This is a genomic window from Vibrio gallicus (genome assembly GCF_024346875.1).
In the GTDB taxonomy this organism is placed as follows: domain Bacteria; phylum Pseudomonadota; class Gammaproteobacteria; order Enterobacterales; family Vibrionaceae; genus Vibrio; species Vibrio gallicus.
The window spans coordinates 2,088,748-2,114,933 of the sequence record NZ_AP024871.1; the positions used below are offsets into that span (position 1 = coordinate 2,088,748).

General features: G+C 44.9%; 26 protein-coding genes. 18 read left to right on the forward strand and 8 right to left on the reverse strand.

What is annotated here, in order from left to right; genetic code table 11:
* Positions 1–26 precede the first annotated feature (26 nt).
* The gene (locus OCU28_RS09695) at positions 27–1,790 is read left to right on the forward strand and encodes a hypothetical protein (RefSeq protein WP_261815998.1); all 1,764 of its coding nucleotides are present in this window, start codon (positions 27–29) and stop codon (positions 1,788–1,790) included.
* Between the two features lie 2 nt (positions 1,791–1,792).
* Positions 1,793–2,731, forward strand: a complete 939-nt coding sequence (locus OCU28_RS09700) for a glycosyltransferase family 2 protein (protein WP_261815999.1) — start codon at positions 1,793–1,795, stop codon at positions 2,729–2,731.
* A gap of 33 nt (positions 2,732–2,764) precedes the next feature.
* Here the strand turns inward: OCU28_RS09700 and tkt are convergent, their stop codons facing one another.
* On the reverse strand, positions 2,765–4,759 hold the full coding sequence (gene tkt / locus OCU28_RS09705) for a transketolase (RefSeq protein ID WP_261816000.1): 1,995 nt from the start codon (positions 4,757–4,759) through the stop codon (positions 2,765–2,767).
* Between the two features lie 377 nt (positions 4,760–5,136).
* Between tkt and metK the strand changes: the two genes are divergently transcribed.
* The 8 genes from metK to ruvX all read left to right on the forward strand — a co-directional run bounded on the left by metK (position 5,137) and on the right by ruvX (position 11,606).
* Positions 5,137–6,291 (forward strand): methionine adenosyltransferase, encoded by a 1,155-nt coding sequence (gene metK / locus OCU28_RS09710; RefSeq protein ID WP_261816001.1) that lies wholly within the window; start codon positions 5,137–5,139, stop codon positions 6,289–6,291.
* Positions 6,292–6,565: 274 nt separating this feature from the next.
* On the forward strand, positions 6,566–7,384 hold the full coding sequence (locus OCU28_RS09715; RefSeq protein WP_261816002.1) for a DUF2189 domain-containing protein: 819 nt from the start codon (positions 6,566–6,568) through the stop codon (positions 7,382–7,384).
* A 108-nt stretch (positions 7,385–7,492) separates the two neighbouring features.
* Entirely contained in the window at positions 7,493–7,987 is a 495-nt protein-coding gene (locus OCU28_RS09720; protein ID WP_261816003.1) for a SprT family zinc-dependent metalloprotease, read from the forward strand.
* Between the two features lie 66 nt (positions 7,988–8,053).
* Positions 8,054–8,761 (forward strand): endonuclease, encoded by a 708-nt coding sequence (locus OCU28_RS09725; protein ID WP_261816004.1) that lies wholly within the window; start codon positions 8,054–8,056, stop codon positions 8,759–8,761.
* Positions 8,762–8,844: 83 nt separating this feature from the next.
* Complete coding sequence (gene rsmE / locus OCU28_RS09730) at positions 8,845–9,576, forward strand: 16S rRNA (uracil(1498)-N(3))-methyltransferase (RefSeq protein WP_261816005.1); 732 nt, start codon at positions 8,845–8,847, stop codon at positions 9,574–9,576.
* Between the two features lie 9 nt (positions 9,577–9,585).
* Complete coding sequence (gene gshB, locus OCU28_RS09735) at positions 9,586–10,533, forward strand: glutathione synthase (protein ID WP_261816006.1); 948 nt, start codon at positions 9,586–9,588, stop codon at positions 10,531–10,533.
* Positions 10,534–10,620: 87 nt separating this feature from the next.
* Positions 10,621–11,181 (forward strand): YqgE/AlgH family protein, encoded by a 561-nt coding sequence (locus OCU28_RS09740; protein WP_261816007.1) that lies wholly within the window; start codon positions 10,621–10,623, stop codon positions 11,179–11,181.
* Positions 11,178–11,606, forward strand: coding sequence for a Holliday junction resolvase RuvX (gene ruvX / locus OCU28_RS09745; RefSeq protein ID WP_261816008.1), 429 nt, complete (start codon positions 11,178–11,180; stop codon positions 11,604–11,606). The genes OCU28_RS09740 and ruvX overlap by 4 nt, the downstream gene beginning before the upstream one ends.
* On the opposite strand, the gene OCU28_RS09750 is transcribed toward ruvX, so the two are convergent.
* On the reverse strand, positions 11,603–12,709 hold the full coding sequence (locus tag OCU28_RS09750) for a PilT/PilU family type 4a pilus ATPase (RefSeq protein WP_449356374.1): 1,107 nt from the start codon (positions 12,707–12,709) through the stop codon (positions 11,603–11,605). The two genes, ruvX and OCU28_RS09750, sit on opposite strands and share 4 nt — an antisense overlap.
* A 53-nt stretch (positions 12,710–12,762) precedes the next feature.
* On the reverse strand, positions 12,763–13,803 hold the full coding sequence (locus OCU28_RS09755) for a type IV pilus twitching motility protein PilT (RefSeq protein WP_261816010.1): 1,041 nt from the start codon (positions 13,801–13,803) through the stop codon (positions 12,763–12,765).
* A gap of 24 nt (positions 13,804–13,827) precedes the next feature.
* Between OCU28_RS09755 and OCU28_RS09760 the strand changes: the two genes are divergently transcribed.
* On the forward strand, positions 13,828–14,523 hold the full coding sequence (locus tag OCU28_RS09760) for a YggS family pyridoxal phosphate-dependent enzyme (RefSeq protein WP_261816011.1): 696 nt from the start codon (positions 13,828–13,830) through the stop codon (positions 14,521–14,523).
* 60 nt (positions 14,524–14,583) lie between these two features.
* Here OCU28_RS09760 and OCU28_RS09765 read toward each other — a convergent pair whose 3' ends face one another.
* Together OCU28_RS09765 and OCU28_RS09770 are read right to left on the reverse strand one after the other, a co-directional pair.
* Positions 14,584–16,725 carry a TRAP transporter permease gene (locus OCU28_RS09765; protein ID WP_261816012.1) on the reverse strand — a complete coding sequence of 714 codons (2,142 nt, stop codon included), beginning with the start codon at positions 16,723–16,725 and terminating at the stop codon, positions 14,584–14,586.
* A gap of 132 nt (positions 16,726–16,857) precedes the next feature.
* Positions 16,858–17,811 (reverse strand): TAXI family TRAP transporter solute-binding subunit, encoded by a 954-nt coding sequence (locus tag OCU28_RS09770; RefSeq protein ID WP_261816013.1) that lies wholly within the window; start codon positions 17,809–17,811, stop codon positions 16,858–16,860.
* A gap of 292 nt (positions 17,812–18,103) precedes the next feature.
* On the opposite strand from OCU28_RS09770, the gene proC reads away from it, so the two are divergent.
* From proC to hemW, 5 genes are read left to right on the forward strand one after another with little or no spacing between them, the layout of a single operon-like run.
* Positions 18,104–18,922, forward strand: a complete 819-nt coding sequence (gene proC, locus OCU28_RS09775) for a pyrroline-5-carboxylate reductase (RefSeq protein WP_261817475.1) — start codon at positions 18,104–18,106, stop codon at positions 18,920–18,922.
* 24 nt (positions 18,923–18,946) lie between these two features.
* Positions 18,947–19,516, forward strand: coding sequence for a YggT family protein (locus OCU28_RS09780; RefSeq protein ID WP_261816014.1), 570 nt, complete (start codon positions 18,947–18,949; stop codon positions 19,514–19,516).
* A 17-nt stretch (positions 19,517–19,533) separates the two neighbouring features.
* On the forward strand, positions 19,534–19,977 hold the full coding sequence (locus OCU28_RS09785) for a DUF4426 domain-containing protein (protein WP_261816015.1): 444 nt from the start codon (positions 19,534–19,536) through the stop codon (positions 19,975–19,977).
* A 3-nt stretch (positions 19,978–19,980) separates the two neighbouring features.
* On the forward strand, positions 19,981–20,586 hold the full coding sequence (locus tag OCU28_RS09790; RefSeq protein ID WP_261816016.1) for an XTP/dITP diphosphatase: 606 nt from the start codon (positions 19,981–19,983) through the stop codon (positions 20,584–20,586).
* On the forward strand, positions 20,583–21,761 hold the full coding sequence (hemW, locus tag OCU28_RS09795; RefSeq protein ID WP_261816017.1) for a radical SAM family heme chaperone HemW: 1,179 nt from the start codon (positions 20,583–20,585) through the stop codon (positions 21,759–21,761). Before OCU28_RS09790 ends, hemW begins: the two co-directional genes overlap by 4 nt.
* A 34-nt stretch (positions 21,762–21,795) precedes the next feature.
* Here hemW and glsB read toward each other — a convergent pair whose 3' ends face one another.
* From glsB to trmB, 3 genes are all read right to left on the reverse strand, one after another.
* Positions 21,796–22,716, reverse strand: coding sequence for a glutaminase B (gene glsB, locus OCU28_RS09800; RefSeq protein WP_261816018.1), 921 nt, complete (start codon positions 22,714–22,716; stop codon positions 21,796–21,798).
* Positions 22,717–22,797: 81 nt separating this feature from the next.
* Positions 22,798–23,829, reverse strand: a complete 1,032-nt coding sequence (locus tag OCU28_RS09805; protein ID WP_261816019.1) for a TRM11 family SAM-dependent methyltransferase — start codon at positions 23,827–23,829, stop codon at positions 22,798–22,800.
* 26 nt (positions 23,830–23,855) lie between these two features.
* Entirely contained in the window at positions 23,856–24,575 is a 720-nt protein-coding gene (trmB, locus tag OCU28_RS09810; RefSeq protein WP_261816020.1) for a tRNA (guanosine(46)-N7)-methyltransferase TrmB, read from the reverse strand.
* 163 nt (positions 24,576–24,738) lie between these two features.
* Here trmB and mutY point away from each other — a divergent pair, with 163 nt between their 5' ends.
* Both mutY and OCU28_RS09820 read left to right on the forward strand, forming a co-directional pair.
* Positions 24,739–25,782: an A/G-specific adenine glycosylase gene (gene mutY / locus OCU28_RS09815; RefSeq protein WP_261817476.1), complete on the forward strand. Its 1,044-nt coding sequence runs from the start codon at positions 24,739–24,741 to the stop codon at positions 25,780–25,782.
* Between the two features lie 10 nt (positions 25,783–25,792).
* A complete protein-coding gene (locus OCU28_RS09820) occupies positions 25,793–26,065 on the forward strand; it encodes an oxidative damage protection protein (RefSeq protein WP_261816021.1) in 273 nt (90 codons plus the stop codon).
* Positions 26,066–26,186: the final 121 nt, after the last annotated feature.

A 26,186-nucleotide genomic window follows, 5' to 3' on the forward strand; every position in this document is an offset into this window, starting at 1 on the left:
ACAGCAAATGAACAAGGATGCTCACTGTGCTAAAACATTGGTTATGGGACAACCGCAAAGATCTTAGCTTTGTGTTTTTATTCTGGTTGATACTCTCTTACGCCTACCTTTATAGGGAATGGCCTCAACTGGCGAGCTTACAGCTAGGTGATAACGACAACTATATGCGCTTTGTGCAGTTCACTTCTTGGATTGAGCATGGTGACTGGTATCTCAACCCTATACCACGCTTTAACCCACAAGATGGGATGATCATTCATTGGTCACGACTGCCAGACATCCCATTAGTCGCATTAACATTACTGCTATCCATAGTCCTAGACCAAGCACTTGCGCCTATCGTCGCATCTGCAATTCTCCCCCTGCTGTACCTATTGGCTTTAATAATCATAGGCTTTGCCTACAGTGAACATTACCTAGATAAGGAGCAAAGATTTGTTGCAACACTATTTATTGTTCTCTCCCCAATAGCCAATCGATTCTTACCTGGAGCAATTGACCACCACAATCTGCAATTACTGTTTGTGGTCATATTTCTACTACTATCTCCCATCACCAAGTTACAATTTCAACAAGTCTGGCGTGGATATACTCAAGCACTCATCATTACCCTTTCACTGTGGGTTGGCTTGGAAAACTTTATTCTATGGGTGTTTTATCTGGCGTGCTTTAGCCTACATGCACTATGGGCGCAGCCCCACCGCTTAGCTCACCTACAACGTCTGTGCCTCGCTAGTTTTGGGTTGACCCTAGTCGCCCTGCTTATAAACCGGCCTTACCATGAATTCTTCACCACTCGATTTGATGCCATTTCACTGCCGTTCGCGCTCTGTTTTCTATGTGGAGGTGTATTGCTGGGATTCGCCAACGCCTATTCAAGCCGCTCAGATAGGCCATGGAAAAAATTAATTTTATGTGCACTTATTGCCATCCCAATATTTACCCCACTGGTGTTTACTTATCCGGAACTCATCAAGGGAGCCTATGCAGATTATCCTGAAATATTAAAAGAATACTGGCTTAGTAATGTGTCAGAGGCCCGCTCTCTTGCAACCTTGATTAAGGTTTATGGCATTGCGTCAGTGGAGAACTATTTACTTTATTTTATTCCCGCACTTTGTTACCCCTTCATCCGCAACAAAAGCGTGGCACTCAGCCTATTGTACGCAATCTTAGTCCTGCATTTATTGGTGGCATTCATCTGGCAAATTCGGGCTATTAGCCTGTGCTTTATTCTCAGTGCCCCCTTGCAAGCCTATGTTATTCACCAGTGGTTTCGTGCTGGCAAGCATCCGTTCTTAAGAGCATTAACCCTAATATTCGCCGCGCCTTCAGTAACAATAATACTTGTTGGACTGCTATTTCCTACCCCACCATCAAAGATAGTAAATGAGACTAGTGAGCCCAATAACGCCTTACTACAACAGGTATTTAACCAGTATCAAATCCATGACCAACTCATTCTTACGGGTATCGAGACAGGAAGCAAAATCCTCGCCACCAGCGACAATCATATAATTGCGGCTCCATACCATCGCAACATTGCTGGCAATACGCATATGATCAAAGCCTTTCTTGAGACAGATATGACCCAAAGCCAGTTGCAACTTCAGCAACTGTCTATCGATTACATCTTGATTGGTCATGACAAACAACTAGACGTTATCAAGCGCAAAGCCTCTCCAGACGCACTATTGATTCGCCTACAGCAAGGACAACTACCACAATGGCTAGCGCGGGTTACGCCGCCATCAGATAACGGATATCAACTGTTTCAGGTTAAGGAGTAATAATGTCACAACCAGATATCGCAATATTATTACCGTGCTTTAATGAGCAAGGGGCAATCGGTGAAACCATTGCCAGTTTTCAGGCAGCACTCCCCAGCGCCAACATCTATGTTTACGATAACAACTCAACCGATGATACGGCACTGGAGGCTAAACAAGCTGGCGCCATAGTTCGCTTTGAGCCTCGTCAAGGAAAAGGCGAAGTAGTAAAGAGGATGTTTGCAGATATCGAGGCGGATATCTATATCATGGCGGATGGTGACAACACCTATGATGCCAGCATTTGTCCAAGCTTAATTGAAACCTTGGTTGAACAAAGGTTAGACATGATAATTGGAACTCGCTCTCGAGAATTAAGCTCTTACCCTAAAGGGCATGTGTTAGGAAATAAGCTGTTCTCAAACCTAATCAATCGCGCCTTCAACTCACAACTTGAGGATGTATTTTCAGGCTACCGAGTGATGAGTAATCGTTTCGTAAAATCATTGCCTATATTCAGTGATGGTTTTCAAATAGAGACCGAGCTTACGGTTCACGCCTTACAGCACAAGATCCCGATCAAAGAGGTGGCTACCCGTTATATATCAAGGCCGGAAGGAACTAAGAGTAAATTAAATACCTTTCGAGATGGATTTAAGATATTAAACTTCATCATGCTGCTACTTAGAGATGTTCGCCCATTACTGTTTTTTAGCATTATTACTCTCGCACTCTCTTGCCTCTCTCTAGCCTTAGGTATCCCTGTCGTTATCGAGTTTTTTGAGACCGGTCTGGTTGCTAAATTTCCGACTGCTATTCTCGCCAGCTCCATTGCCCTGATTGCAGTAATGTCGTTATTTAGTGGTTTGATTTTAGATAACGTCAGTCGAGGACGTAAAGAACGAAAGATGGTGACTTACCTAAGAACGCCATTTTTTAAGCATAAAAAAAGCCAGCAGTAATACTGCTGGCTCACTTCAATTATTGGCTGGTTATTAAGCTAATAGCTCTTTAGCCGTGTTCACTACGTTTTCAGTAGTAAAGCCAAACATCTTGAATAGTTCACCTGCTGGAGCAGATTCACCGAAGGTTGTCATGCCGATGATCTTGCCGCCGAAGCCAACGTACTTGTACCAGAAATCAGCAATGCCCGCTTCTACAGCGATACGTTTGGTCACTGAAGATGGCAGTACAGATTCACGGTACGCTTCATCCTGCTTGTCGAATGCGTCAGTAGAAGGCATAGATACAACACGTACCGCTTTACCAGCCGCTGTAAGTTCTGCTTGCGCAGCTACTGCTAGCTCTACTTCTGAACCTGTCGCAATGATGATTAGCTCTGGAGTACCAGCACAATCATTAAGGATGTAGCCACCCTTAGCAACATTCGCTAGAGTCTGAGCATCACGCTCTTGCTGAGCTAGGTTTTGGCGAGAGAAGATAAGCGCTGTTGGTGCATCTTTACGCTCAATAGCCAGTTTCCAAGCAACCGCAGATTCAACTTGGTCACATGGACGCCATGTGCTCATGTTTGGAGTCATACGCAGTGAAGCTACTTGCTCTACTGGTTGGTGCGTTGGACCATCTTCACCCAGACCGATTGAGTCATGAGTGTAAACTTGGATGTTCTGAATCTTCATCAGAGCCGCCATACGCATTGCATTACGCGCGTATTCCATGAACATTAGGAAGGTTGCACCGTACGGTACAAAACCGCCGTGCAGAGCAATACCGTTCATGATAGCTGTCATGCCGAACTCACGTACACCGTAGTGGATGTAGTTGCCCGAGAAATCATTCGCTTCAAGAGACTTAGAGCCAGACCACATGGTTAGGTTTGATGGCGCAAGGTCAGCAGAACCACCCATGAACTCAGGAAGCATTTGACCAAACGCTTCTAGTGCGTTTTGTGATGCTTTACGTGATGCAATGTTTGCAGGGTTTGCTTGAAGATCAGCAATGATTTGGTTTGCTTTCTCTTCCCACTGTGCCGGAAGTTCGCCGTTAACGCGACGCTTAAGCTCAGCTGCTTCTTGCGGGTATGCTGCTGCGTAAGCTTCAAATTTCGCATTCCAAGCCGCTTCTTTTGCAGCGCCAGACTCTTTTGCGTCCCACTGTGCGTAGATATCAGCAGGAACTTCAAATGGACCGTGCTCCCAACCAAGGGCAGCTTTAGTGGCAACGATTTCGTCTTGACCCAGTGGTGCGCCGTGACAGTCGTGTGTGCCCGCTTTGTTTGGAGAACCAAAACCAATTACAGTCTTAGTACAGATAAGTGTTGGACGAGGGTCTGCTTTTGCCGCAACGATAGCCGCGTTGATTGCTTGTGCATCATGGCCATCTACTGCTGGAATTACGTGCCAGCCGTAAGCTTCAAAACGCTTAGGCGTATCATCAGAGAACCAGCCTTCAACCTCACCATCGATAGAGATGCCGTTGTCATCCCAAAAAGCAACCAGCTTGCCAAGACCTAGAGTACCCGCTAGAGAACATGCCTCGTGTGAGATACCTTCCATCAGACAGCCGTCACCCATGAATGCATAGGTGTAGTGGTCAACGATGTCGTGACCTTCTTTGTTGAACTGAGCCGCAAGTGCTTTTTCAGCCATTGCCATACCAACCGCATTGGTGATGCCTTGACCTAGAGGACCTGTGGTGGTCTCGATACCAGGTGCGTAACCATATTCTGGATGACCTGGAGTCTTAGAGTGCAACTGACGGAAGTTCTTAAGGTCATCGATAGATAACTCGTAGCCCGAAAGATGAAGCAAAGAATAGATCAGCATTGATCCATGACCGTTTGACAGTATAAAACGGTCGCGGTCAGCCCATTCAGGGTTTGAAGGGTTGTGGTTCAAGTGACCACGCCATAATACTTCGGCAATATCAGCCATCCCCATTGGGGCGCCTGGGTGACCAGAGTTAGCTTTTTGTACGCCATCCATGCTTAAAGCGCGGATTGCATTGGCTAGATCTTTTCGGGAAGACATGTCTGCTCCTGAGTGCATATGCAATTGATGGAATTATTCCTAGACTTAACTGCCCAAGAGTTGGATGCATCTACAGCACCTCTCTATAATTAGGACCAGCTAAGGCGACTATTGTCGCAGAGCACAATTATTACCGCAAACGCTTTCCATCATTCAAGCGCTACTATCTATTTTTGTGCCTACAACGACTTTTATTTACGCTTTACAGCCCAACGACTGACAAAGTGAGCATTTAACTCACTTTTATATGCAAATAAAGCTTGTATTTCGGTCATTCAAATTTAGAATAGACGTCCAGAAGTAGAAACATCTACTTAACAATCATCTTAAGGGATGCCAATGCATCTTTTATCAACTAAATAGAAGGGAGCCCATCTATGGCTAAGCACCTGTTTACCTCTGAGTCGGTTTCTGAGGGACATCCTGACAAAATTGCAGACCAAATCTCTGATGCGGTTCTAGATGCAATTATTGAGCAAGACCCTAAGGCACGCGTAGCGTGTGAAACATATGTAAAAACCGGCATGGTCATGGTTGGTGGTGAAGTTACCACTTCTGCATGGGTCGATATTGAAGAGCTTACACGTCAAACCGTACGTGAAATCGGTTACGTTCACTCAGATATGGGCTTTGATGCCGATTCTTGCGCGATTCTAAATACCATTGGTAAACAATCGCCAGATATCAACCAAGGTGTTGATAAAGCAGACCCTAAAGATCAGGGCGCTGGTGACCAGGGTATTATGTTTGGTTATGCAACCAACGAAACCGATGTATTAATGCCGGCACCAATCACTTATTCTCACCGATTAGTTGAGAAGCAAGCCGAAGTGCGTAAGAACGGTACACTTCCTTGGTTACGTCCTGATGCTAAATCTCAGGTAACTTTCCAATACGACCAAGGTAAGATTGTCGGTATTGATGCAGTCGTTCTATCTACCCAACATAGCGATGACATCTCTACTCCTGAGCTTCGTGAAGCTGTAATGGAAACCATTATCAAACCAGTACTTCCAACGGAGTGGCTAAATAAAGAAACCAAATTCTTTATTAACCCAACCGGTCGCTTTGTAATTGGTGGTCCTATGGGTGACTGTGGTCTAACTGGTCGTAAGATTATCGTAGATACCTACGGCGGCGCAGCACGTCACGGTGGCGGTGCATTCTCTGGTAAAGATCCATCTAAAGTAGACCGCAGTGCTGCTTACGCTGCACGTTATGTAGCGAAGAACATCGTTGCTGCTGGTCTGGCTGACCGTTGTGAGATTCAACTTTCTTACGCAATTGGTGTTGCCGATCCAACGTCTATTATGATTGAAACCTTTGGCACTGAAAAAGTATCACATCAGATCATCATCGAAGCAGTACGTCAAAACTTCGACCTACGCCCATATGGCCTGCAAGAGATGCTAAATCTACTTCAACCAATCTATAAGAAGACCGCAGCATACGGTCACTTTGGTCGCAACGAATTCCCATGGGAAGCGACAGACAAAGCCGATATTCTTAAAGATTTTGCGGGTATTAAATAACCGCCTCGAACTCTGTTTACTAAAACCTCAGCCTTGCTGAGGTTTTTTTATGCCTGAAATAAAGTGAGCGTGAACTAATTACACCCAAAATTTGTAATTGATGGTATCTAAGACAATAGTTATAGCTGAACAAACTGTTAAGCCAGTCAACTTTTGCAGGGCATCAGGAACGATGAAAAAGTTTAAGGAGGCAGTTTCTACGAGGTTCAGGGACTAAGAAGTGCGCTACTTCATCCTAACCGACGTAATTACGGGACAGAGACAGGAGGATACAATGCCTCGTACATTTAATGAAAATGACTTTCAAGCGTCTGAACGTATCAGCGATAGCGAATACGCGAAGACCATACCATGCAATAAAATCAGTATTAGCGACCCTTTCCAATGGCTCGCCTTGGGGCTCAACGATATGCTTCGCGCTCCCTTCATCAGCTTAGTTTACGGACTATGTTTTGCCGTTGCGGCGGCGGCGATTGTGGGGTTAATAAACCTGCAAGGGGTTCATTCACACTTAGTTGTTCTACCGGCTTTAATCGTCTTTATGCTGATAGGCCCCTTCTTAGCTCTCGGCTTATATGACGTTAGTTGGTCTAGAGAGAAGGGCAAACAGCCCAACCTAGTACACTCAATGAAAGCGATAACCCGAAATTCCACCTCTCAGTGGGCATTTGCCGTCATCCTTGTAGTTACCATGATTCTATGGATGAGAATCGCCGCTTTGCTACATGCGCTATATCCATCGGTAGCAAATGCTAGCATCATAGAGTTTGCACCATTTTTAATTACCGGTTCAATTGCTGGCTTCATTCTTGCCAACCTCGTGTTTAGTATCTCTGTATTTTCTATTCCCTTGATGCTTGAACGCCGTGTCGATGTTATGACCGCAGTATTTACCAGTTTTAATGCCGTTAGAAAGAACCCTATGGCAATGGGAGTGTGGGCAGCGATTATCTGCGGAGGGGTACTGATTGGATTTGCTAGCTACGGAATCGGGATGATAGTCACTATGCCTATGCTTGGTTATGGTACATGGCACGCCTATCACGCTACCATTCAAAAGAAACACTCCGTAAAAGAAACACCCATTGAGTAAAAAGCGATAAACTTCTCACCTAATTAACTGTAGCGGGCTGAATAGTCCGCTTTTTTTATGTTACACATAGCGATACACTCTGCTTAATAATCCAAACCTTGTTACTCAATGAACAGCTTCCAGCAGCAAATCGATACCAAACTGAAATCACTGATCAATACTGCTAATCAGCACTTTGAACGCACCTTTTCAACGCCACAACTTCAATTCAACCTGCGGGGTAAAGCGGCAGGGCAAGCTCTATTGCAGCTCAATATTATCAAGCTAAATATGGTTCTCGCCCAAGAAAACCCCACTGCATTTATCGATGAAGTGCTAGCCCATGAGTTAGCACATCTAATTACCTTTCAGGTCTTTGGTCGAGTTCGCCCACACGGAAAAGAATGGCAATACACCATGGAGCGTGTATTCAACATTCCCGCTAAGCGAACCCACTCAATGGATGTTAAATCAGTACAAGGCAAGACCTTTGAGTACCACTGTGGCTGTAACTACTATCCATTGTCTATTCGCAGACACAACAAGGTAGTCCGCAACCACAGCGCCTATACCTGTAAACTGTGCGGAAATAAACTGCTTTTTACTGGTAAACAGCTGTCATAAAAGCCTCTAGCATCGCTATCAAATAGGCGATATCATGCGCGCTTAATTTTTAGCAGTAATAATATTTTGTCTCGATTTTTGTGGCTTGTGACAGCCCTATTCTCCGTCACCGCAGTCGCTGCACCTCACTCTTTCTCGCAATCAAAGCGTCTAGCCGTATCCATATTTAAACAGCACCCCGAGAGTTTTTATTGTGGTTGTCATATCCAGTGGCACGGTAAAAAAGGCACTCCTGATTTAAGCAGTTGTGGCTACAAGGTCCGCAAACAGCCTAAGCGTGCAAATCGCATTGAATGGGAGCACATAGTACCGGCAGCACATCTTGGGAAACAACGTCAATGCTGGCAAGACGGTGGTCGTAAGAACTGCACCAGACACGACCCCGTATACAAGGTGATGGAAGCGGATTTGCATAACCTTGTCCCCTCTGTCGGTGAGGTCAATGGTGACAGATCTAATTACTCTTTCAATCAATGGCATCCATCCACTGCCGATGTTACCTATGGCCAATGCCATATGTATGTGAACTTTAAACACGATAAAGTGATGGCTCCACAGCAAGCAAGAGGCGCTATAGCAAGGGCTTACCTCTATATGTCAAACCACTATCACGTTCGATTATCAAAGCAACAAAAGCGCTTGATGAATAGCTGGAATAAACAGCACCCAGTTACGGCTTGGGAGTGTAAGCGAAATCAACTAATTAAGTCGATTCAGGGCAACGATAACCCATTCGTCACTCAAAAATGTAAGGCGGGTTATAAATCGGGTTAGGCACTAATTAGAGCCTTGTTATTTGGCGTATGAGATACCATATTAAGCTTATTAGACCTCGATTCGATTAGGAAATAAAAGCAATGCGCATCCCACGGATTTATCATCCAACGCCAATAGCATCAGATTCCAAGGTTCAGCTCACTGATGATGCTGCCGGTCATATTGGTAGAGCACTTCGCATGCAGCCAGGCCAAGATATCCTGTTGTTCGATGGCTCAGAATTCGAATACACAGCGACTATAAGCGACGTAACCAAGAAAAACGTCACAGTAGAGATCACCTCACGCACTACAAATAACGTCGAATCCCCTTTAGATATCCATCTTGGGCAGGTTATTTCTCGTGGCGATAAGATGGAGTTCACCATACAAAAGTCTGTCGAGCTGGGCGTAAACACTATTACTCCTCTTATCTCTGAGCGCTGTGGTGTAAAGCTAGACGCTAAGCGCTTTGAGAAGAAACTGCAGCAATGGCAAAAAATCGCTATTTCGGCCTGCGAACAGTGTGGGCGTAACAAGGTTCCCGTAATTCGTCCGGTTATGCCTCTAGAAGAGTGGTGTAAAGAAGAATATCAAGGGCTTAAGCTCAATCTTCACCCTCGCGCACCTTATTCAATTAATTCACTACCACAACCTGTTGAGCAGGTTAAACTGTTGATCGGTCCAGAAGGTGGGCTATCTGACAATGAGATAGATCGAGCCAGTGAGCTCGATTTTGAACAAACACTTTTAGGCCCTCGAGTTCTTAGAACTGAGACCGCCGCACTAACCGCTATTACCGCACTGCAAGTCCGTTTCGGCGACCTTGGCTAGGAGAGAAAGATGATCAAATTAGGGATCGTGATGGACCCAATCTCATCCATCAATATCAAAAAAGACTCAAGCTTTGCCATGCTCTTAGAAGCACAAAAGCGTGGCTATGAACTCCACTATATGGAGATGCAAGACCTGCAACTTGATCAAGGGGTTGCTATCGCTGATACCAAGATCCTTAAGGTCGAACAAAACCCAGAATCTTGGTATGAGATTCTATCTGAGCAAACCATCGAACTCTCTGATCTCGATGTTGTATTAATGCGTAAAGATCCACCGTTTGATACCGAATATATCTATGCAACCTACATCCTTGAACGTGCGGAAGAAAAAGGCACACTCATAGTGAATAAACCACAAAGCCTTCGTGACTGTAACGAAAAGCTTTATACCGCATGGTTTGCAGAGCTAACTCCGACCACCATAGTTACCCGTAAGGCTGAAAAGATTAAGGCATTCCAGGAGCAGCATGGTGATGTGATCCTCAAGCCTCTCGATGGTATGGGCGGCGCATCTATCTTCCGCGTGAAGAAAAACGACCCTAACGTTTCGGTGATTATTGAAACCTTAACCAACCATGGACAAAACTACGCCTTAGCTCAAACCTTTGTTCCTGATATCAGCAATGGTGACAAGCGTATCTTAATTGTTGATGGCGAGCCTATGCCATATTGTTTAGCGCGCATTCCAGCTGAGGGAGAAACCCGTGGCAATCTTGCTGCTGGCGGTACAGGGGTTGCTCGCCCACTGACCGACACTGACTGGGAAATCGCCAACGCGATTGCGCCAACTCTGAAACAAAAAGGGTTAATCTTTGTTGGATTGGATGTTATTGGCGATAAAGTTACTGAAATCAATGTAACTAGCCCCACCTGCATTCGAGAAATTGAAGCCGCCTTTGACGTTTCAATAACGGGCAAGCTTATGGATGCAATTGAACGTTACGTACGTCCATAATATTCAAGCGTGATTAGTATGACTGGTCCCCTTTGTTAAGGTGACCAGTAGCTATACTTAAGATTGCCAATACCTCGGAGACTGAGCATGAACCTAACCAATCACTTCTTAGTTGCCATGCCCAGCATGCAAGACTCATTGTTTGAACGCTCTGTTGTCTATATTTGTGAGCACAATGAGAACGGTGCAATGGGGATTATAATCAATGCTCCAATCGATATTACGGTCAAAAGTATGCTTGAAAAGGTTGAGGTCTGCTCTGATCTTCCCCTTACCCAAGATAGCTTGAATCAGCCGGTGCACAATGGTGGACCAGTTGCAGAAGACCGAGGATTCATCCTGCATCATCCCAAAGACAAATATCAATCTAGTATTGATATGACGGAGACGATCACCATGACCACCTCCAAGGATATCCTGCAAGTGTTAGGTACAACTCAAGAACCCGAAAAATACTTGGTAGCTCTTGGCTATGCAGGTTGGGAAGCCGGTCAGCTTGAAAGTGAACTAGCTGACAATTCATGGCTAACCACCAAAGCCGACCCAGAAATTATTTTTACCACCCCAGTACAAGAACGATGGAACAGTGCCGTGCAATCTCTTGGTATCGATATTGCTCAACTTTCCACCCAGATAGGACACGCATGAGTAGCAGCAGAACCATAATGGCATTTGATTACGGCACTAAAAGCATTGGTAGCGCCATAGGCCAAGAGATAACCGGCACCGCCTCTCCCTTAAAGGCGTTCAAGGCCAAAGATGGTATCCCAAACTGGAATGATATCGAGGCACAACTCAAAGAGTGGAAACCAGACCTAGTCGTGGTTGGCTTACCTACAGACCTGCACGGCAAAGATCTTGCCACCATAGCCCCTAGAGCCAAGAAATTTGCCAACCGCCTACATGGTATGTTTGGGGTCAAGGTCGAGTTACACGATGAGCGCCTATCCACAACGGAAGCACGCTCTGAATTGTTTTCTATGGGAGGCTACAAAGCCCTAACCAAAGGCAATGTTGACTGTCAATCAGCCGTCATTATTTTAGAGAGTTGGTTTGAATCGCAATGGGGCTAACCCATATCAATGCTGATATCATCTAAGCTGCTTGTAGAATCACCGCCTCGGTGATTCTTTAGTTTTAGGCGTAATTCATTACTAGAATCAGCACTTCTCAGAGCATCTTCTTCACTCACCTTCCCCTCTATAACTAAATCAAATAGCGAGCGGTCAAAGGTACAAACGCCATCACTAAGTGTCTTTGACATATAGCTCTTCACTTCGCTGATTTCACCTTGTCGAATCAGCTCTGAAACCCGTGGAGTAGCAAGCAATACCTCTAAGGCTAGATGACGTCCTTGGCCTTGTTTGTCGCGCATTAATTGCTGGGCTACGACTCCCTTTAGGTTTAGTGACAAGTCCAGTAGAAAGTGCTCTCTTTGCTCTTTAGGTACTAGATGCAAAATACGCTCTAAGGCTTGGTTGGCATTATTAGCATGCAAGGTTGCAACACACAGATGCCCCGTCTCAGCAAAGGTCATTGCATAGCGCATAGTTTCCGCAGTTCTTATCTCACCAATCACTATCATATCTGGTGCTTGGCGCAGAGAATTTTTCAGCGCAATTTCATAGCTTTCTGTATCTAAGCCAACCTCTCTTTGAGTAACAATGCATGAGTGATGCTGATGCACAAACTCTATTGGATCTTCAACGGTTAGAATATGTCCCTTATGCTGATTGTTTTTGTGTCCAACCATAGCTGCAAGGGTGGTTGATTTACCAGAACCGGTCGCTCCCACCACCAGCACTAGGCCTCTTTTTGTCAATGCCAGCTGCTTAATGCTATCTGGCAAGCCAAGCTGTTCCATGGATGGAATGACAGTCTCAATATGGCGTATCACAGCTCCAGGCAGATCTCGCTGATAAAAAGCACTTACCCTAAATCGCCCTTCACCGGACTCAATAGCAAAATTAGACTCTCTAATATTGCGATATTCTTTGCGGCGATCATTGTCCATTATGCTATCAAGTAAAGCGTTCACTCCAGATTGATGTAAGCACTCCCCAAATGCTATTAACTCTCCATCAACTCGAAACATACAAGGTGAATCAACCGTAATATAAAGATCGGAAGCCTTATGCTCGATCATTGCCTCTAATATTTGACTCAGTTCCATAATACATATCCCTTGATCCTACGCCGTTAACATCCATTTTAGTCAACATAGGCAGCTTATAGACCGATACCTGAGGTTTGCTCTATTTTAGCATTCACCTCATCAACGCTGACCAAACCCTTTTGTAGCATCTCACGAGCTGACTGCTCCATGGTCTTCATACCATGCGCTGCACCGGTTTGAATTACTGAATACATCTGTGCAACCTTATCCTCACGGATCAGGTTACGTATGGCTGGGTTTGCCATCATGACCTCATGGCATGCCACTCGCCCTCCACCAACACGCTTTAGCAGTTTCTGCGCAATCACCGCCTTCAATGATTCAGAGATCATCGAGCGCACCATATTCTTATCTCCTGCCGGAAATACATCGATAACCCTATCGATAGTCTTTGCCGCTGAACTGGTATGCAACGTACCAAACACCAGATGCCCGGTTTCGGCTGCCGTTAGCGCTAAGCTAATGGTTTCCATATCTCGCAGTTCACCCACCAAAATGACATCGGGGTCTTCACGCAATGCAGACCTCAAGGCCGCTTTAAAGCTATGGGTATCTCTATGTACCTCTCTTTGATTGATCAAACACTTATCGCTGTGGTGAACAAATTCAATTGGGTCTTCAATGGTCAATATATGCTTATTTTGATTGCGGTTGATATGGTCCACCATAGCCGCAAGAGTGGTCGATTTCCCAGAGCCGGTTGGGCCTGTAACCAGCACCAAACCTCTTTCATAATTTGCAATCTGTTCAAAGATTGCAGGTGCATCCAACTGCTCTAGAGAAGGAATAGTCATAGGTATGGTTCTAAATACCGCTGAAGCCCCTCTACTTTGCTGAAAGGCATTAACCCTAAACCGTCCCACCGAATCCAACTCAATGGAAAAATCCAGCTCTAACTTTGCCTCAAATTCACTACGCTGGGCATCATCCATGATGTCAAACACCAGATTGTGTACCTCGGTTTCACTTAAAGCATCGATTTCTAAGCGACGCACATCACCATCTATACGAATCATAGGCGGTAACCCAGATGATAGATGTAGATCTGACGCATTATGCTTTACACTAAAGCGAAGTAATTCAGTGATATCCATATTAATTCCTGTTAAGTCAAAACTATGCAGACAATCCAAGTAAACTTAGAGCGAATCCAAGATGAGATTCGTGACTACGAACTTAAGTTTGGGCGACCACCCCAATCTGTACAACTGCTGGCCGTGAGTAAAACCAAGCCGAATCAAGCTATATTAGATGCTCTCGGCGCAGGTCATAGGCAGTTTGGTGAAAACTACGTGCAAGAAGGCGTAGAAAAAATCCAATACTTTCAAGAACATCATAGCCAGTTTGAGATCGAATGGCACTTTATTGGTCCAATACAATCAAACAAAACGCGCCCTATAGCAGAAAACTTTGACTGGGTTCACTCCATTGAGCGAACCAAAATAGCCAAGCGTTTAAGCCAACAAAGGGGTACTGACCTGCCACCACTACAGGTACTAATTCAGGTCAATACCAGTGCCGAAGAGAGCAAGTCTGGGGTTGATGAGCAGCAGGTGCTTGAGCTTGCGCAAGCTATTACTGAGCTTCCAAACCTTACCTTACGTGGCTTAATGTCTATCCCAGCGGCGGTTGCAGACCATCAGCAACAACTTGAAGCGTTCAAACAGCTTAGCGCTATGTTTGAGCAGTTGCAGTGTTTATACCCCCAGGTAGACACCTTATCTATGGGGATGAGCGGTGATATGCCTGCCGCTATTGAGGCCGGAAGCACTATGGTCAGGATCGGAACCGCTATCTTCGGCTCGCGAAACTAAGCTAGCTACCCATATAAAAAATGAGCTCCTTATGGAGCTCATTTTGTTTTTGTATAACCTTTAGGCTAAGTCAGCCACTGCGGCCTTTTTTCGATTTTTCAGATACAAGGCCACCAGCAATATAACGCCTGTAATCTCAAACAGCATGACGCCCATTATCATTGGAATGGAATAGACAAACCCTGCCAATCTTAGCAACTTAGTTGCTCGCCCAAACAGCCAACCTTGAATACTACCTATCATTAGATAGATAGCCGCAATACCAAAGAAAACCGTATAGGCTATCTCAAAGTAGCTGCCATCCATAAACACCACTGGATTGAAATAGGCCATATATGGGATAGCAAATGCAACAATCCCGACCTTAAACGAGGTAATAGATGTCTCCATCGGGTTAGAGTTAGATATACCCGCCGCCGCATAACTGGCAAGAGCCACCGGAGGAGTTATGGCTGATAGCACCGCGTAATAGAATACAAAGAAGTGCGCCGTCAGCGGTTCAATACCGATCTCAATCAGTCCTGGGGCAACCACTGAGGCTGCGATTGCATACGCGGCGGTCGTTGGCATGCCCATCCCCAGAATGATGGAGATCAACATAGCAAACATTAACGCGAGCAGCTGAGAATTTTCTGCTACTGCCAATAGCATAGAAGAGAACCTAGCTCCGATACCAGTCAACGCGATACACCCAACAATTATCCCAGCAGCAGCACATACGGTTATGATCTGCACCGACATCACTGAAGCTGTATTTAAGGCGCGACCTATACTGCGTATTCCAACCTTATGCGGCGTCAGCCAACTCACAACAACGGCGGCAATAATGGCAAGGCTTCCTGAGCGGATCACCGAATAACCCAGAAATAGCGCGATAATAAGGATAAGGATCGGCATAAACAGATAGGCTTGGCGCATGATCAAACCCAGTTTAGGGATCTGATCCTTAGGCAGACCTAGCATGTTTTCACGTGCGGCAACGGTATCCACCATCAGGTAAATACTGAAAAAATAGAAGATGGCAGGTAGCACAGCTGCAACCACGATCTCGGTATACGGGATACCCGTAATCTCCGCCATGATGAAAGCTCCCGCCCCCATAATTGGCGGCATTATTTGGCCACCCGTCGAGGCCGCAGCCTCGATACTTGCCGCCTCTTTCGGTTTGTAACCAACGCGCTGCATTAAAGGGATAGTAAGTGAACCTGTTGCAACTACGTTACCCGCACTGGTGCCATTAATCGTCCCCATCAATCCCGACGAAAAGATAGCAACCTTAGCAGGTCCGCCGCGCTTTCTGCCCGCCAAAGCAAAGGAGAAGTTAACAAAGTACTCCCCCACCTTAGATACCTGTAAAAAGGCAGCAAAGATAATAAACAAAATAATATAGGTCGAAGAAACCGCTGTGGTGGTACCGAGAATACCTTTATCAGTATAAAGATAGGTAATCAGTCGATTAAAGTGGAATCCATTGTGATTAAGAAAGCCAGGTAGCATTGGGCCTGCAAATCCATAGCCGACAAAGGCTAAGATAATCACAACTAACGCACTTCCGGTCAGCCTGCGGGTAAGCTCGAGCAGTAATAGCATGCCACTCAGAGCTGCATACACATTCCCCTGAGTCACAAAGTTAGTTCCCGCGCGCATACGCAGTGCGGTAGTGTCTAAATTTATTAGCAGATAATAAGAGCTCGCTAGCATAGCTAACACTAAGCAGATATCTGAGATAGAAATGTGATGCCTTAGCCTTGGCTGAAAGAAGCCCGCCACAATAGCAATTACGGTTGCCGCGGTTAACGGATACCCAAAATGCAGCTTCTCAAATTCTGGGGTAGGAAATTCACCATTCATGAGCTTAAGGTTTATCATACCAAGGGCATAAATAGCGTATAGCACTAATAGCAGCGCACAACTACTTACGATTAAGTAAGGTTTACCTTGAGTTACTTTGCTATCTGAGCCATGACCAGAAAAGGTCTTCGAGCTATAAAGAATGAAGCCAATCCCTACCGCTCCTGTGACGTGCAAGATTCGATAAGTCCAACTCTCAAGAGGGTATATATTTAAACAGATAATGTGGAATAAGGCATAAATGATGGTAACAGCAATAAACAGTACACTTCTGTAGCCATAAAAGATGCGCTGATTTGGCATCACTATGTCTCTATCGACGTGTTCGGTATCTAATTTAGTATCAGTCATGAGTACTTCTTAAAAAAGGAAGCCGCAAGGGCTTATCTGAGAGCCGACTAACAATTTCAATTAATGTAGCGCTACACAACCCACTATCCACGGGCTATGTAGCGCTATGAGCCTAAACAGGCTCTATTAGGTCTATTTTAGGTTTTCAGGGATCTTGTAGCCGTGTTCTTCAAACCATTTCACAGCCCCTGGGTGCCACTTAATAGTCGTGTTATGGATGTAATTCTCAGGAATGGTTGTCTTAGCCGATTTATGAATGCGCATCATATCGTCGTGCTGTCCCATAACAATGTTCACTACGTCATATACAAATTCGTCCGACAATGAGGCATTAGCTATGGCAAAGTTCCACATTGAAACCACGTTCGAAGGCTTACCACCTAATGTGCTATAGGTGTCACCTGGGATTTCAAACTGAGATACAGGGAACTCAGCGGTGATCTTTTTGATCTCGTCATCAGACATTGAGATGATATTGATCTTTTGTTGCACCTCAAGCTGGCTTACCGCAGGAATTGGGATACCTGCAGCAAATGCAATCACATCAATCAAACCATCTTGCAGTTGTCCAACTAGGTCATTCCACCCACCATTACGCTTTTGATAGTCAACGCCTAACAGGGTCAGCATTTTTGGAAAGTAGGTATCTGAAGTAGAGCCCGCGGGACCAAATCCAATCTTAGCGCCTTTTGGAATTTCAGAAATAGAGGTGATACCAGACGAAGTCAAAGTGGTGATAGAAAAGGGAGTCTGATACATAGGGAAAATAGCTCGCACTTGATCCATTTTCATACCTGGCATTAATGGGCTTTTGCCCGCTAGCGCTTCAGCCGCAGGTCCCATTGTGGTCAAACCAAACGCCAGCTCTCCCGTATGAACCAAGGCTAGGTTTTGTGTTGGACCACCCGTTACCTCACCACCACCAGGAATACCTAACTTACTGGAGACTAAATTTGCCCAACCGGAGCCATAAGTAAAATAGGTTCCACCTTGAGAGGCAGTACCTACCGTGAAGCTCTTTGGTATATCGGAAAACGCTGAACCTGAAACCGCAATGGCAAGTAACGCTCCTAACATTTTTTTCATATTGTGACGTCCTATCTAAGTGAAACTAGCTTATAAAGCGCATAAGAATCATAAAGTTCAGAATTCGATGCGATGTAAATAAAATGTTAACTGGCTTTTAGTTTTAATCAAATTCTGCATACCTAAAGTGAGCACCTTGTTCACATATCGGTTGTCATTTGTGATATACCTCAAATCAAGCACCTACAATCGCGTTTTACTTATTGGCAATCTAGGTTAACTCGTGCGTTTCTATAGTAAGATAATCAGCCTCAGAACTGATTTTGATACAAGGATTGGCAAGTTGGCACAGATTGAACACCGAACGATTGCCTTTATTGGCGCAGGAAATATGGCTCGCTCTATTATTGCAGGGCTTGTAGGCAGTGGATATCCAGCACAGAGCATCACCGCAACGGCACCCTCTCCTGATAAAAGAGATGCCCTAGCTGCGACCTATGGCATTCATTCCAGCCAAGACAATCTAGCGGCAGTAGCCGCAGCCGAGGTTGTTGTGTTATCTGTTAAACCTCAGCTTATGCAACAAGTCATCTCACCATTTTCAGCGCTGGATCTTAACGGAAAGCTGATTATCTCTATCGCAGCTGGGATTACAGTGCCAAGGCTTACCGAGATGCTTGCAACACCAGCAGATATCATCCGTGTTATGCCAAATACCCCCTCACTGATTGGGCTTGGTATGAGCGGCTTATTTGCACCACATTCTGTACCTGAAGAGCATAAACTCTACGCTAGCCAGCTAATGAAAGCCGTTGGTGAGGTATGTTGGGTAGAAGATGAGCCTCAAATCAATAATGTTATTGCCGCAGCGGGTAGCTCTCCTGCATACTTCTTCCTGTTTATGGAAGCCATGCAAAAAGAAGCACAAGCACAAGGTTTTACGGAACAGACCGCTCGGTTGCTGGTGCAGCAATCGGCATTAGGGGCAGCTCAAATGGTCATAGAAAATCCAGAGCTTGATCTTGAAACCCTAAGGGCTCAAGTCACCTCTAAAGGTGGTGCAACAGCTCAAGCTATAGAAGTATTTAAACAACAGCATCTTTGCGACACAGTGGCGGAGTCAATGCGCGCCGCCATACAGCGTGCCGAAGAGATGGAATCCCAATTTTAATTTTCACTTAACAAAGGAATTGCAATGAACTCGATGCAGTTTTTGGTCAACACCTTATTTGACCTTTATATCATGGTGGTTATCTTACGCATCTGGCTACAAGCTGCGCGTGCTGACTTCTACAACCCGTTTTCTCAATTTATTATTAAAGCAACTCAACCGGTTTTAAAGCCGCTACGCAGAGTCATTCCCTCAGTAGGCAGTATTGATCTCGCAACCATTTTATTTGCCTATCTACTCTGTGTGATAAAGTTTGTATTACTGATGTTGATCGCCTCAAATGGCGCTGCCGGCTTTACTCCGGATCTTTTGATTATTGGTCTAATGGCACTGATTAAATCGGCAGGTACTTTACTGTTCTGGATACTACTACTACGCGCAATTCTAAGCTGGGTCAGTCAAGGCCGTAGTCCTGTTGAATATGTTTTCCATCAACTTACTGAACCAATGTTAGCCCCAATCCGTCGTATCCTTCCAGCAATGGGTGGTTTAGACCTAAGTGTATTGGTGCTATTTGTTGCACTGCAGTTTGCTAACTTCTTGATTGGTGACCTTACCAGTTCATTGTTTGGTCCTATCTGGTATAGCCTTTAATGACATATGGGGGAGTAATGAAGTCGACCATAATTAAGCTATTGTCTGTAGTAGCATTACTTAGCGTCTCGAGCGTAAGTTATGCCAATCAATTTATCCGTTTTAAGGATGTTGAGGTTCATTACTCTGCGTTTAACTCAACCTTCATCTCCCCTAAAATTGCCTCTGAGCTAAAACTAAAGCGTAACCCTTATGTCGCTCTGCTCAACATTAGTGCCTTAGACCTTTATAGCTTAGGTAAAAAAGCGACCCCAGTAACCCTTACTGGAAGCGCCAAAAACCTTATTGGAAATACTCGAAAACTTGAATTTAAGCCGATAAAACAGGGCGATGCTATCTACTATATTGCAGAGCTTCCTATCTCTGAAAACGAAACCTTTCGCTTTGAGATCAACGTAGATGCAGGCAACAAAGGCAGTGGCATACTTAGATTCAATCAAACCTTTTATACTCAGGAGTAACCCTTGAGCACACCTCAAAAACTTGTATTAGCTACCGGAAACCAAGGCAAAGTTCGTGAAATGGCGAACCTGCTATCTGATTTTGGATTCGACGTTAGAGCTCAGAGTGAATTCAAGGTATCGGATGTACCAGAAACGGGTACTACCTTTATTGAGAATGCCATAATTAAGGCCAGACACGCCGCGCAACAAACTGGCTTACCCGCTATCGCAGATGACTCTGGATTAGAGGTGGACTTCCTACAGGGAGCGCCAGGTATCTACTCAGCACGCTATGCTGGTGAAGATGCATCGGACCAACAAAACCTTGAAAAACTACTCGAAGAAATGAAAGATGTACCACAACCATCGCGTAGTGCTCGCTTTCATTGTGTATTGGTTTATATGCGCCATGCTAATGATCCAACCCCAATCGTGTGCCACGGTAAATGGGAAGGTCGCATATTAAGCGAAGCACAAGGTGAAAATGGCTTTGGATATGATCCCGTTTTTTATGTACCAGAGGATGATTGCGCTTCCGCTGAACTTCCAGCCGAGCGCAAGAAACAACTCTCTCATCGTGGTAAAGCACTTACTAAGCTATTCCAAGAGCTAAATAACGCCCTATGAGTCAACTTACTCCACCACCGCTAGGTCTATACGTACATATCCCATGGTGTGTACAGAAATGTCCCTATTGTGATTTCAACTCGCACGCCCTAAAAGGCGATATACCTGAACAGGTCTATATTGATGCACTATTGGAAGATTTAGACACCGACCTGAATGAATACAGCTCCTCTATCCAAAGCAGGTCTCTGACTTCAATATTTATCGGTGGTGGTACCCCAAGCCTGATATCACCACAACAGATCGCTCGCCTACTTAATGGCGTGCAAGCACGCATCCCTTTTGCTACAGATATTGAAGTCACCATGGAAGCCAATCCAGGTACGATTGAGGCGGAGCGATTTGCGCAATACGTTGATGCTGGTATCACCCGTATCTCAATTGGGGTGCAAAGCTTTGAACAGCAAAAATTAGAGCGTTTAGGCCGTATACACGGTAAAGATGAAGCTATTAATGCAGCAAACCTAGCCCATAACATTGGCTTGAACAGCTTCAATCTAGACCTGATGCATGGCTTACCCGTGCAGAGTATCGAGCAGGCCCTTACTGATCTTGATAAGGCGATTGAACTCGCACCGCCACACCTTTCTTGGTATCAGTTAACCATTGAGCCCAACACCTTGTTCTACTCAAAAACTCCCGTATTACCAGATGACGATGACCTATGGGATATCTTTGAGCGTGGACATCAGAAATTAACCGATGCAGGCTATGTGCAGTATGAGATTTCAGGCTATAGCAAACCCGGCTATCAATGCCAACACAACCTCAACTACTGGCGCTTTGGTGATTACCTAGGTATTGGTTGCGGCTCGCATGGTAAGTTAAGCTTTAGCGATGGACAGATTTTACGTACCACTAAGTTAAAGCACCCTCGAGGCTACCTTTCGGCTTATCAGAATATGGTTAAACCTTACCTAGATAGCGTGCAACAGGTCGCAATGGAAGACCGACCATTTGAGTTTTTCATGAATCGCTTTCGTCTAATTGAACCTTGTCCTAAACAAGATTTCATCGCTACAACCGGTCTAGAAATTAGTGTAATTCAAGACACTATAGAGTGGGCTAAACAGAAAGCTTACCTAACAGAAACCGATACTCATTGGCAGGTAACACAAAAAGGAAAACTGTTCTTAAATGACCTGCTTGAAGCCTTTATGTTAGATGATGAATAACCAAGTTGACCTCTGCTGTGAGGGGTCAACTGTATTAGAATATAGAGCGACCAATCCGCTCAGAAAGAAGCTCTAACGCCTTAGTACCCGCTAAAGAATTTCCCGAGTCATCAAGCTCTGGTGACCAAACCGCTATGGTCATTTCACCCGGTACTATCGCAATGATACCACCGCCAACACCTGATTTTCCGGGCATACCAACTCGATAAGCAAATTCACCCGCACCATCATACAACCCGCAGGTCGCTAATAAAGCATTGATCTGTTTGGCTTGCATCGCTGACACCACCTCTTTTCCAGTTTGTACCGAGCGGCCTTTGTTGGCTAGGTAACTAAAGGTTTTTGCCAGATCTACACAACTCATTTTCAGCGCACAGGCATAAAAGTAGCTTTGCAGTACCGGTAAAACCTCACTTTCAAAATTACCAAACGAGCGCATCAAGTATGCAATTGCTGCATTGCGATCGCCGTGCATCATCTCCGATTCAGCAACCACCTTGTCATAGACAATATGTGTTCCGCCAGATAGCTGCCTTACAAACTCCAATACATAATGCTTTGGTGCACTCAGGCGGCAGTTAAGCATATCAGCGACCACAATAGCACCTGCATTTATAAATGGATTACGCGGAATGCCTTGCTCTAACTCTAGCTGAACGAGTGAGTTAAAAGCTTGCCCTGACGGCTCTTTACCCACGCGCTGCCATATCTCTTGTTGGTCATACAGACGCATAGCTAAGGTCAAACTTAACGCCTTAGAGATAGATTGAATGGAAAATGCCTCTTGGGCATCGCCAGCAGTAATCACTTGTCCATCATTGGTATAGACGGCAATACCTAGCTTGCTATTAGCCACCTTCGCCAACGCAGGAATATAATCCGCCACTTTTCCTTGGCCAATCAAAGGGGACACTTGTGCCAATATATCTTCTAATATTTGCGCTGTAGGTTTCATGCTCCACCTTGTATTACTCAGGTTTCAGGACTAAAAAAGCCAACGTAAAGTTGGCTTTTTTAGATAATTTTCTGACTCTATTTAAGGCTTAACTGCAATAAAAATATTACGGTTAATGGACTGGTCAACCCTATGTATGTAGCCAACATACGGCTGCTTGTCTTTTACCTCAAAGCCCATCTCAGTAAATAATGCCGCAAGCTCTTTCCATTTAAGGGTAAACTCATTATACGACAGTACAATAGCGCCTTTTGATTTCAACACCTGCTTCCAGGCTGGCAACGCCTCTTCAAGTAAGGCTAACGGGCTACGTGCCATCTTGGTATCTTTACTGTTTTTACTGCCGTGTTGTACCCCATAAGGCAGATCTGAAACCATGATGTCGCAGCTGTTTTTCTTAATTATCTGATTAATGATACGGGTATCTGCCGCATATAACTTCATAGTTTGGCTTTGCTCATTGGCAAATGCTTCTTTGGAGTGTGCGGCTTGAATAGCAAATCCATCTGCAATCTTCTTACCACCAGAGCCGGTACGCTTCTCTTTAACTACTTTGTGCTTAAAGCGACCATTCTTCATGTACTTCACGATGAATGTTTGAGTCTCTTGTACCCATTTGGCGTTGATCTCAACCCCCACGACATCCAGACCTTGGATCAACCCTTCATAAAGGGTTGTCCCCTTACCACACATAGGGTCCATCAAACACTTGTTCTCTCCAGAGGTGTTAGCTGCACTCAAGCCTAGGTTCACCATCAAGCGTGTAAACTGCTCATTGGTTTTTCCGGTATAGCGCAGAATCTGACTCATGCTTTCAGGGAAAGTGTTGAAGGGTGTAGGTTGTAGCGGTTTGAGTAAGCCACCCTCTACAATTTGAAAAATGGCATAGTAGATTGATGACGCTGAGATGCGCGTAAGCTGCTGCGCATTAAGCTCTTGCTCAGACTCAAATACTAACGCAGCCGGTAGGCCTACATCTTTTTCTAACACCTCAGAAACGACTAACTGCATAGACTCCAAGATAGCCATCAACTCAGAGCAGGCAATCTTGACTGCAGTATCAAAGTAGATTCGGTTGTGCCCTGGATTGGCAAGGATCGCATATTGAAACATGGACATTCCTAAGTTCAGTCGTCAGTTTAAGCTATACGCTTAAACTTAATATCCCAAACACCATGCCCTAAGCGATGACCACGAGCCTCAAACTTAGTCAATGGGCGTTCTTCAGGACGAGGAATATAGTCGCCGTCTTGAGCAAGATTTTCATAGCCTGGAGCTTGGTTCATAATCTCAATCATATGCTCAGCATAGTTTTCCCAGTCTGTTGCCATATGGAAAACACCAGAGCCTAGAGACAGCTTCTGGCGAACCATCTCAGCAAAATCTAGCTGAACGATACGGCGTTTATGGTGGCGTTTTTTATGCCATGGGTCAGGGAAGAACAGTTGCAATGTATGCAAACTAGAATCAGGAATCATATTCTCGAATACCTCAACGGCATCGTGACACATCACTCGTAAGTTGCTGACGCCTTGTTCTCGCGCAAGGGCCAAACACGCACCTACACCAGGACGATGAACTTCGATACCGATAAAGTTTTTATGTGGAGCATTCTTTGCCATTTCAACCAAAGACGTCCCCATGCCAAAACCGATTTCTAGTACCACTGGGTTTGCATTGCCAAAAACCTGTTCCCAAACCAATTTTTGATCTTGGTAATCGATGCCCATTTCTGGCCAGCACTCTTCTAAAGCTGTCGCTTGACCTTTGGTTAGTCTACCTTCTCGACGAACAAAACTGCGTACTTTGCGTACTAGTTTTCCGTCTTCAGTGTATTCATTAGTCGTTACTTCGCTCATTGTCCTGCCTGTTTTGTCTGTTCATCGATTACTCAGAGCGGGGATTATACTAAAGTCATAACAATATGCGAGAAGTTCACGGACATTCGACGCACTTGTACTTGCAATATATCTGAGTTGTGGTGCAATTTTAGACCCTCTTAGAGATACAGTGGAAATTTTAGTGACCCCTTTTGCACAGCAAGTTCTAGATTGGTACCACAAATACGGACGCAAGCACCTACCTTGGCAACAAAATAAAAACGCCTATAAGGTATGGTTGTCTGAAATAATGCTCCAGCAGACCCAAGTAGCGACAGTGATTCCGTATTTCGAACGCTTTATCACACAGTTTCCAGATATCACCTCATTAGCAAATACCGATATTGACAAGGTGCTACACCTTTGGACTGGGCTGGGTTATTACGCTAGAGCCCGTAACCTACATAAAGCGGCACAAATAGTGCGCGATCAGCATGCGGGGGTATTTCCAACTCAGTTCGAAGAAGTACTTGCCTTACCCGGAGTAGGACGCTCTACAGCAGGAGCTATCCTATCTTCAGTATACAATCAACCACACGCCATATTGGACGGTAACGTAAAACGCGTTCTAGCTCGCGCTAATGCTGTTGAGGGGTGGCCTGGAATAAAAGCCGTTGAAAATAGGCTGTGGGATATTGCCAAAACTCACACCCCAGACCAAGATGTTGAACACTACAATCAAGCCATGATGGATATGGGCGCTATGGTATGCACTCGCAGCAAACCCAAATGCAGTCTATGCCCTATCCAACCGCTCTGCGTTGCTAACCAGCATGATAGTCAGGCGCTCTACCCCACCAAGAAGCCAAGTAAAACTAAACCTGTCAAACAGACTCGGTTTATTATTTTGCACTGCCAAGGGCGAGTATGGCTGGAAAAACGCCCACCCGCTGGTATCTGGGGAGGGCTACACTGCTTCCCAGAGGCAAGCATTTCCGATGAAAATCAATTGGTTAACCTAGATTACAAGTTAATTAAAACCGAACAAACCTTGATATCTTTCCGGCATACCTTTAGCCATTACCACTTAGATATCACCCCTATTTTATACGATTTATCCGACCAACCTACTCAGGTAATGGAACACAACCAAGGGATTTGGTATAACTTATCCAAACCACAACAGCTAGGACTAGCTGCGCCAGTAAAGGCGCTTCTATCAACGCTGCATCATGAATTGAACTAAGGGCACTCTTATGAGCCGTACTGTATTCTGTGAACACCTACAAAAAGAAGCCGATGGCTTAGATTTTCAGCTTTACCCTGGTGAACTAGGTAAACGAATTTTTAACAATATTTCTAAGGAAGCATGGGCAATGTGGCAAGGTAAGCAAACCATGCTTATTAATGAACACAAGCTCAACATGATGGATGCTGAACATAGAAAACGCTTAGAAACTGAAATGGTGAACTTCCTATTTGAAGGAAAAGACATCGTTATCGACGGCTACACACCACCTAGCAAATAGCCTTTCCAAGCATCTGAATAATCACCGAGTGAGTTAACCTGTCACGGTGACATTTAGTTTTAGTAAAGGACAACGGCCTATCCTTGTCCTTTACTTACGCTATACGCTTCGTATAAACCCC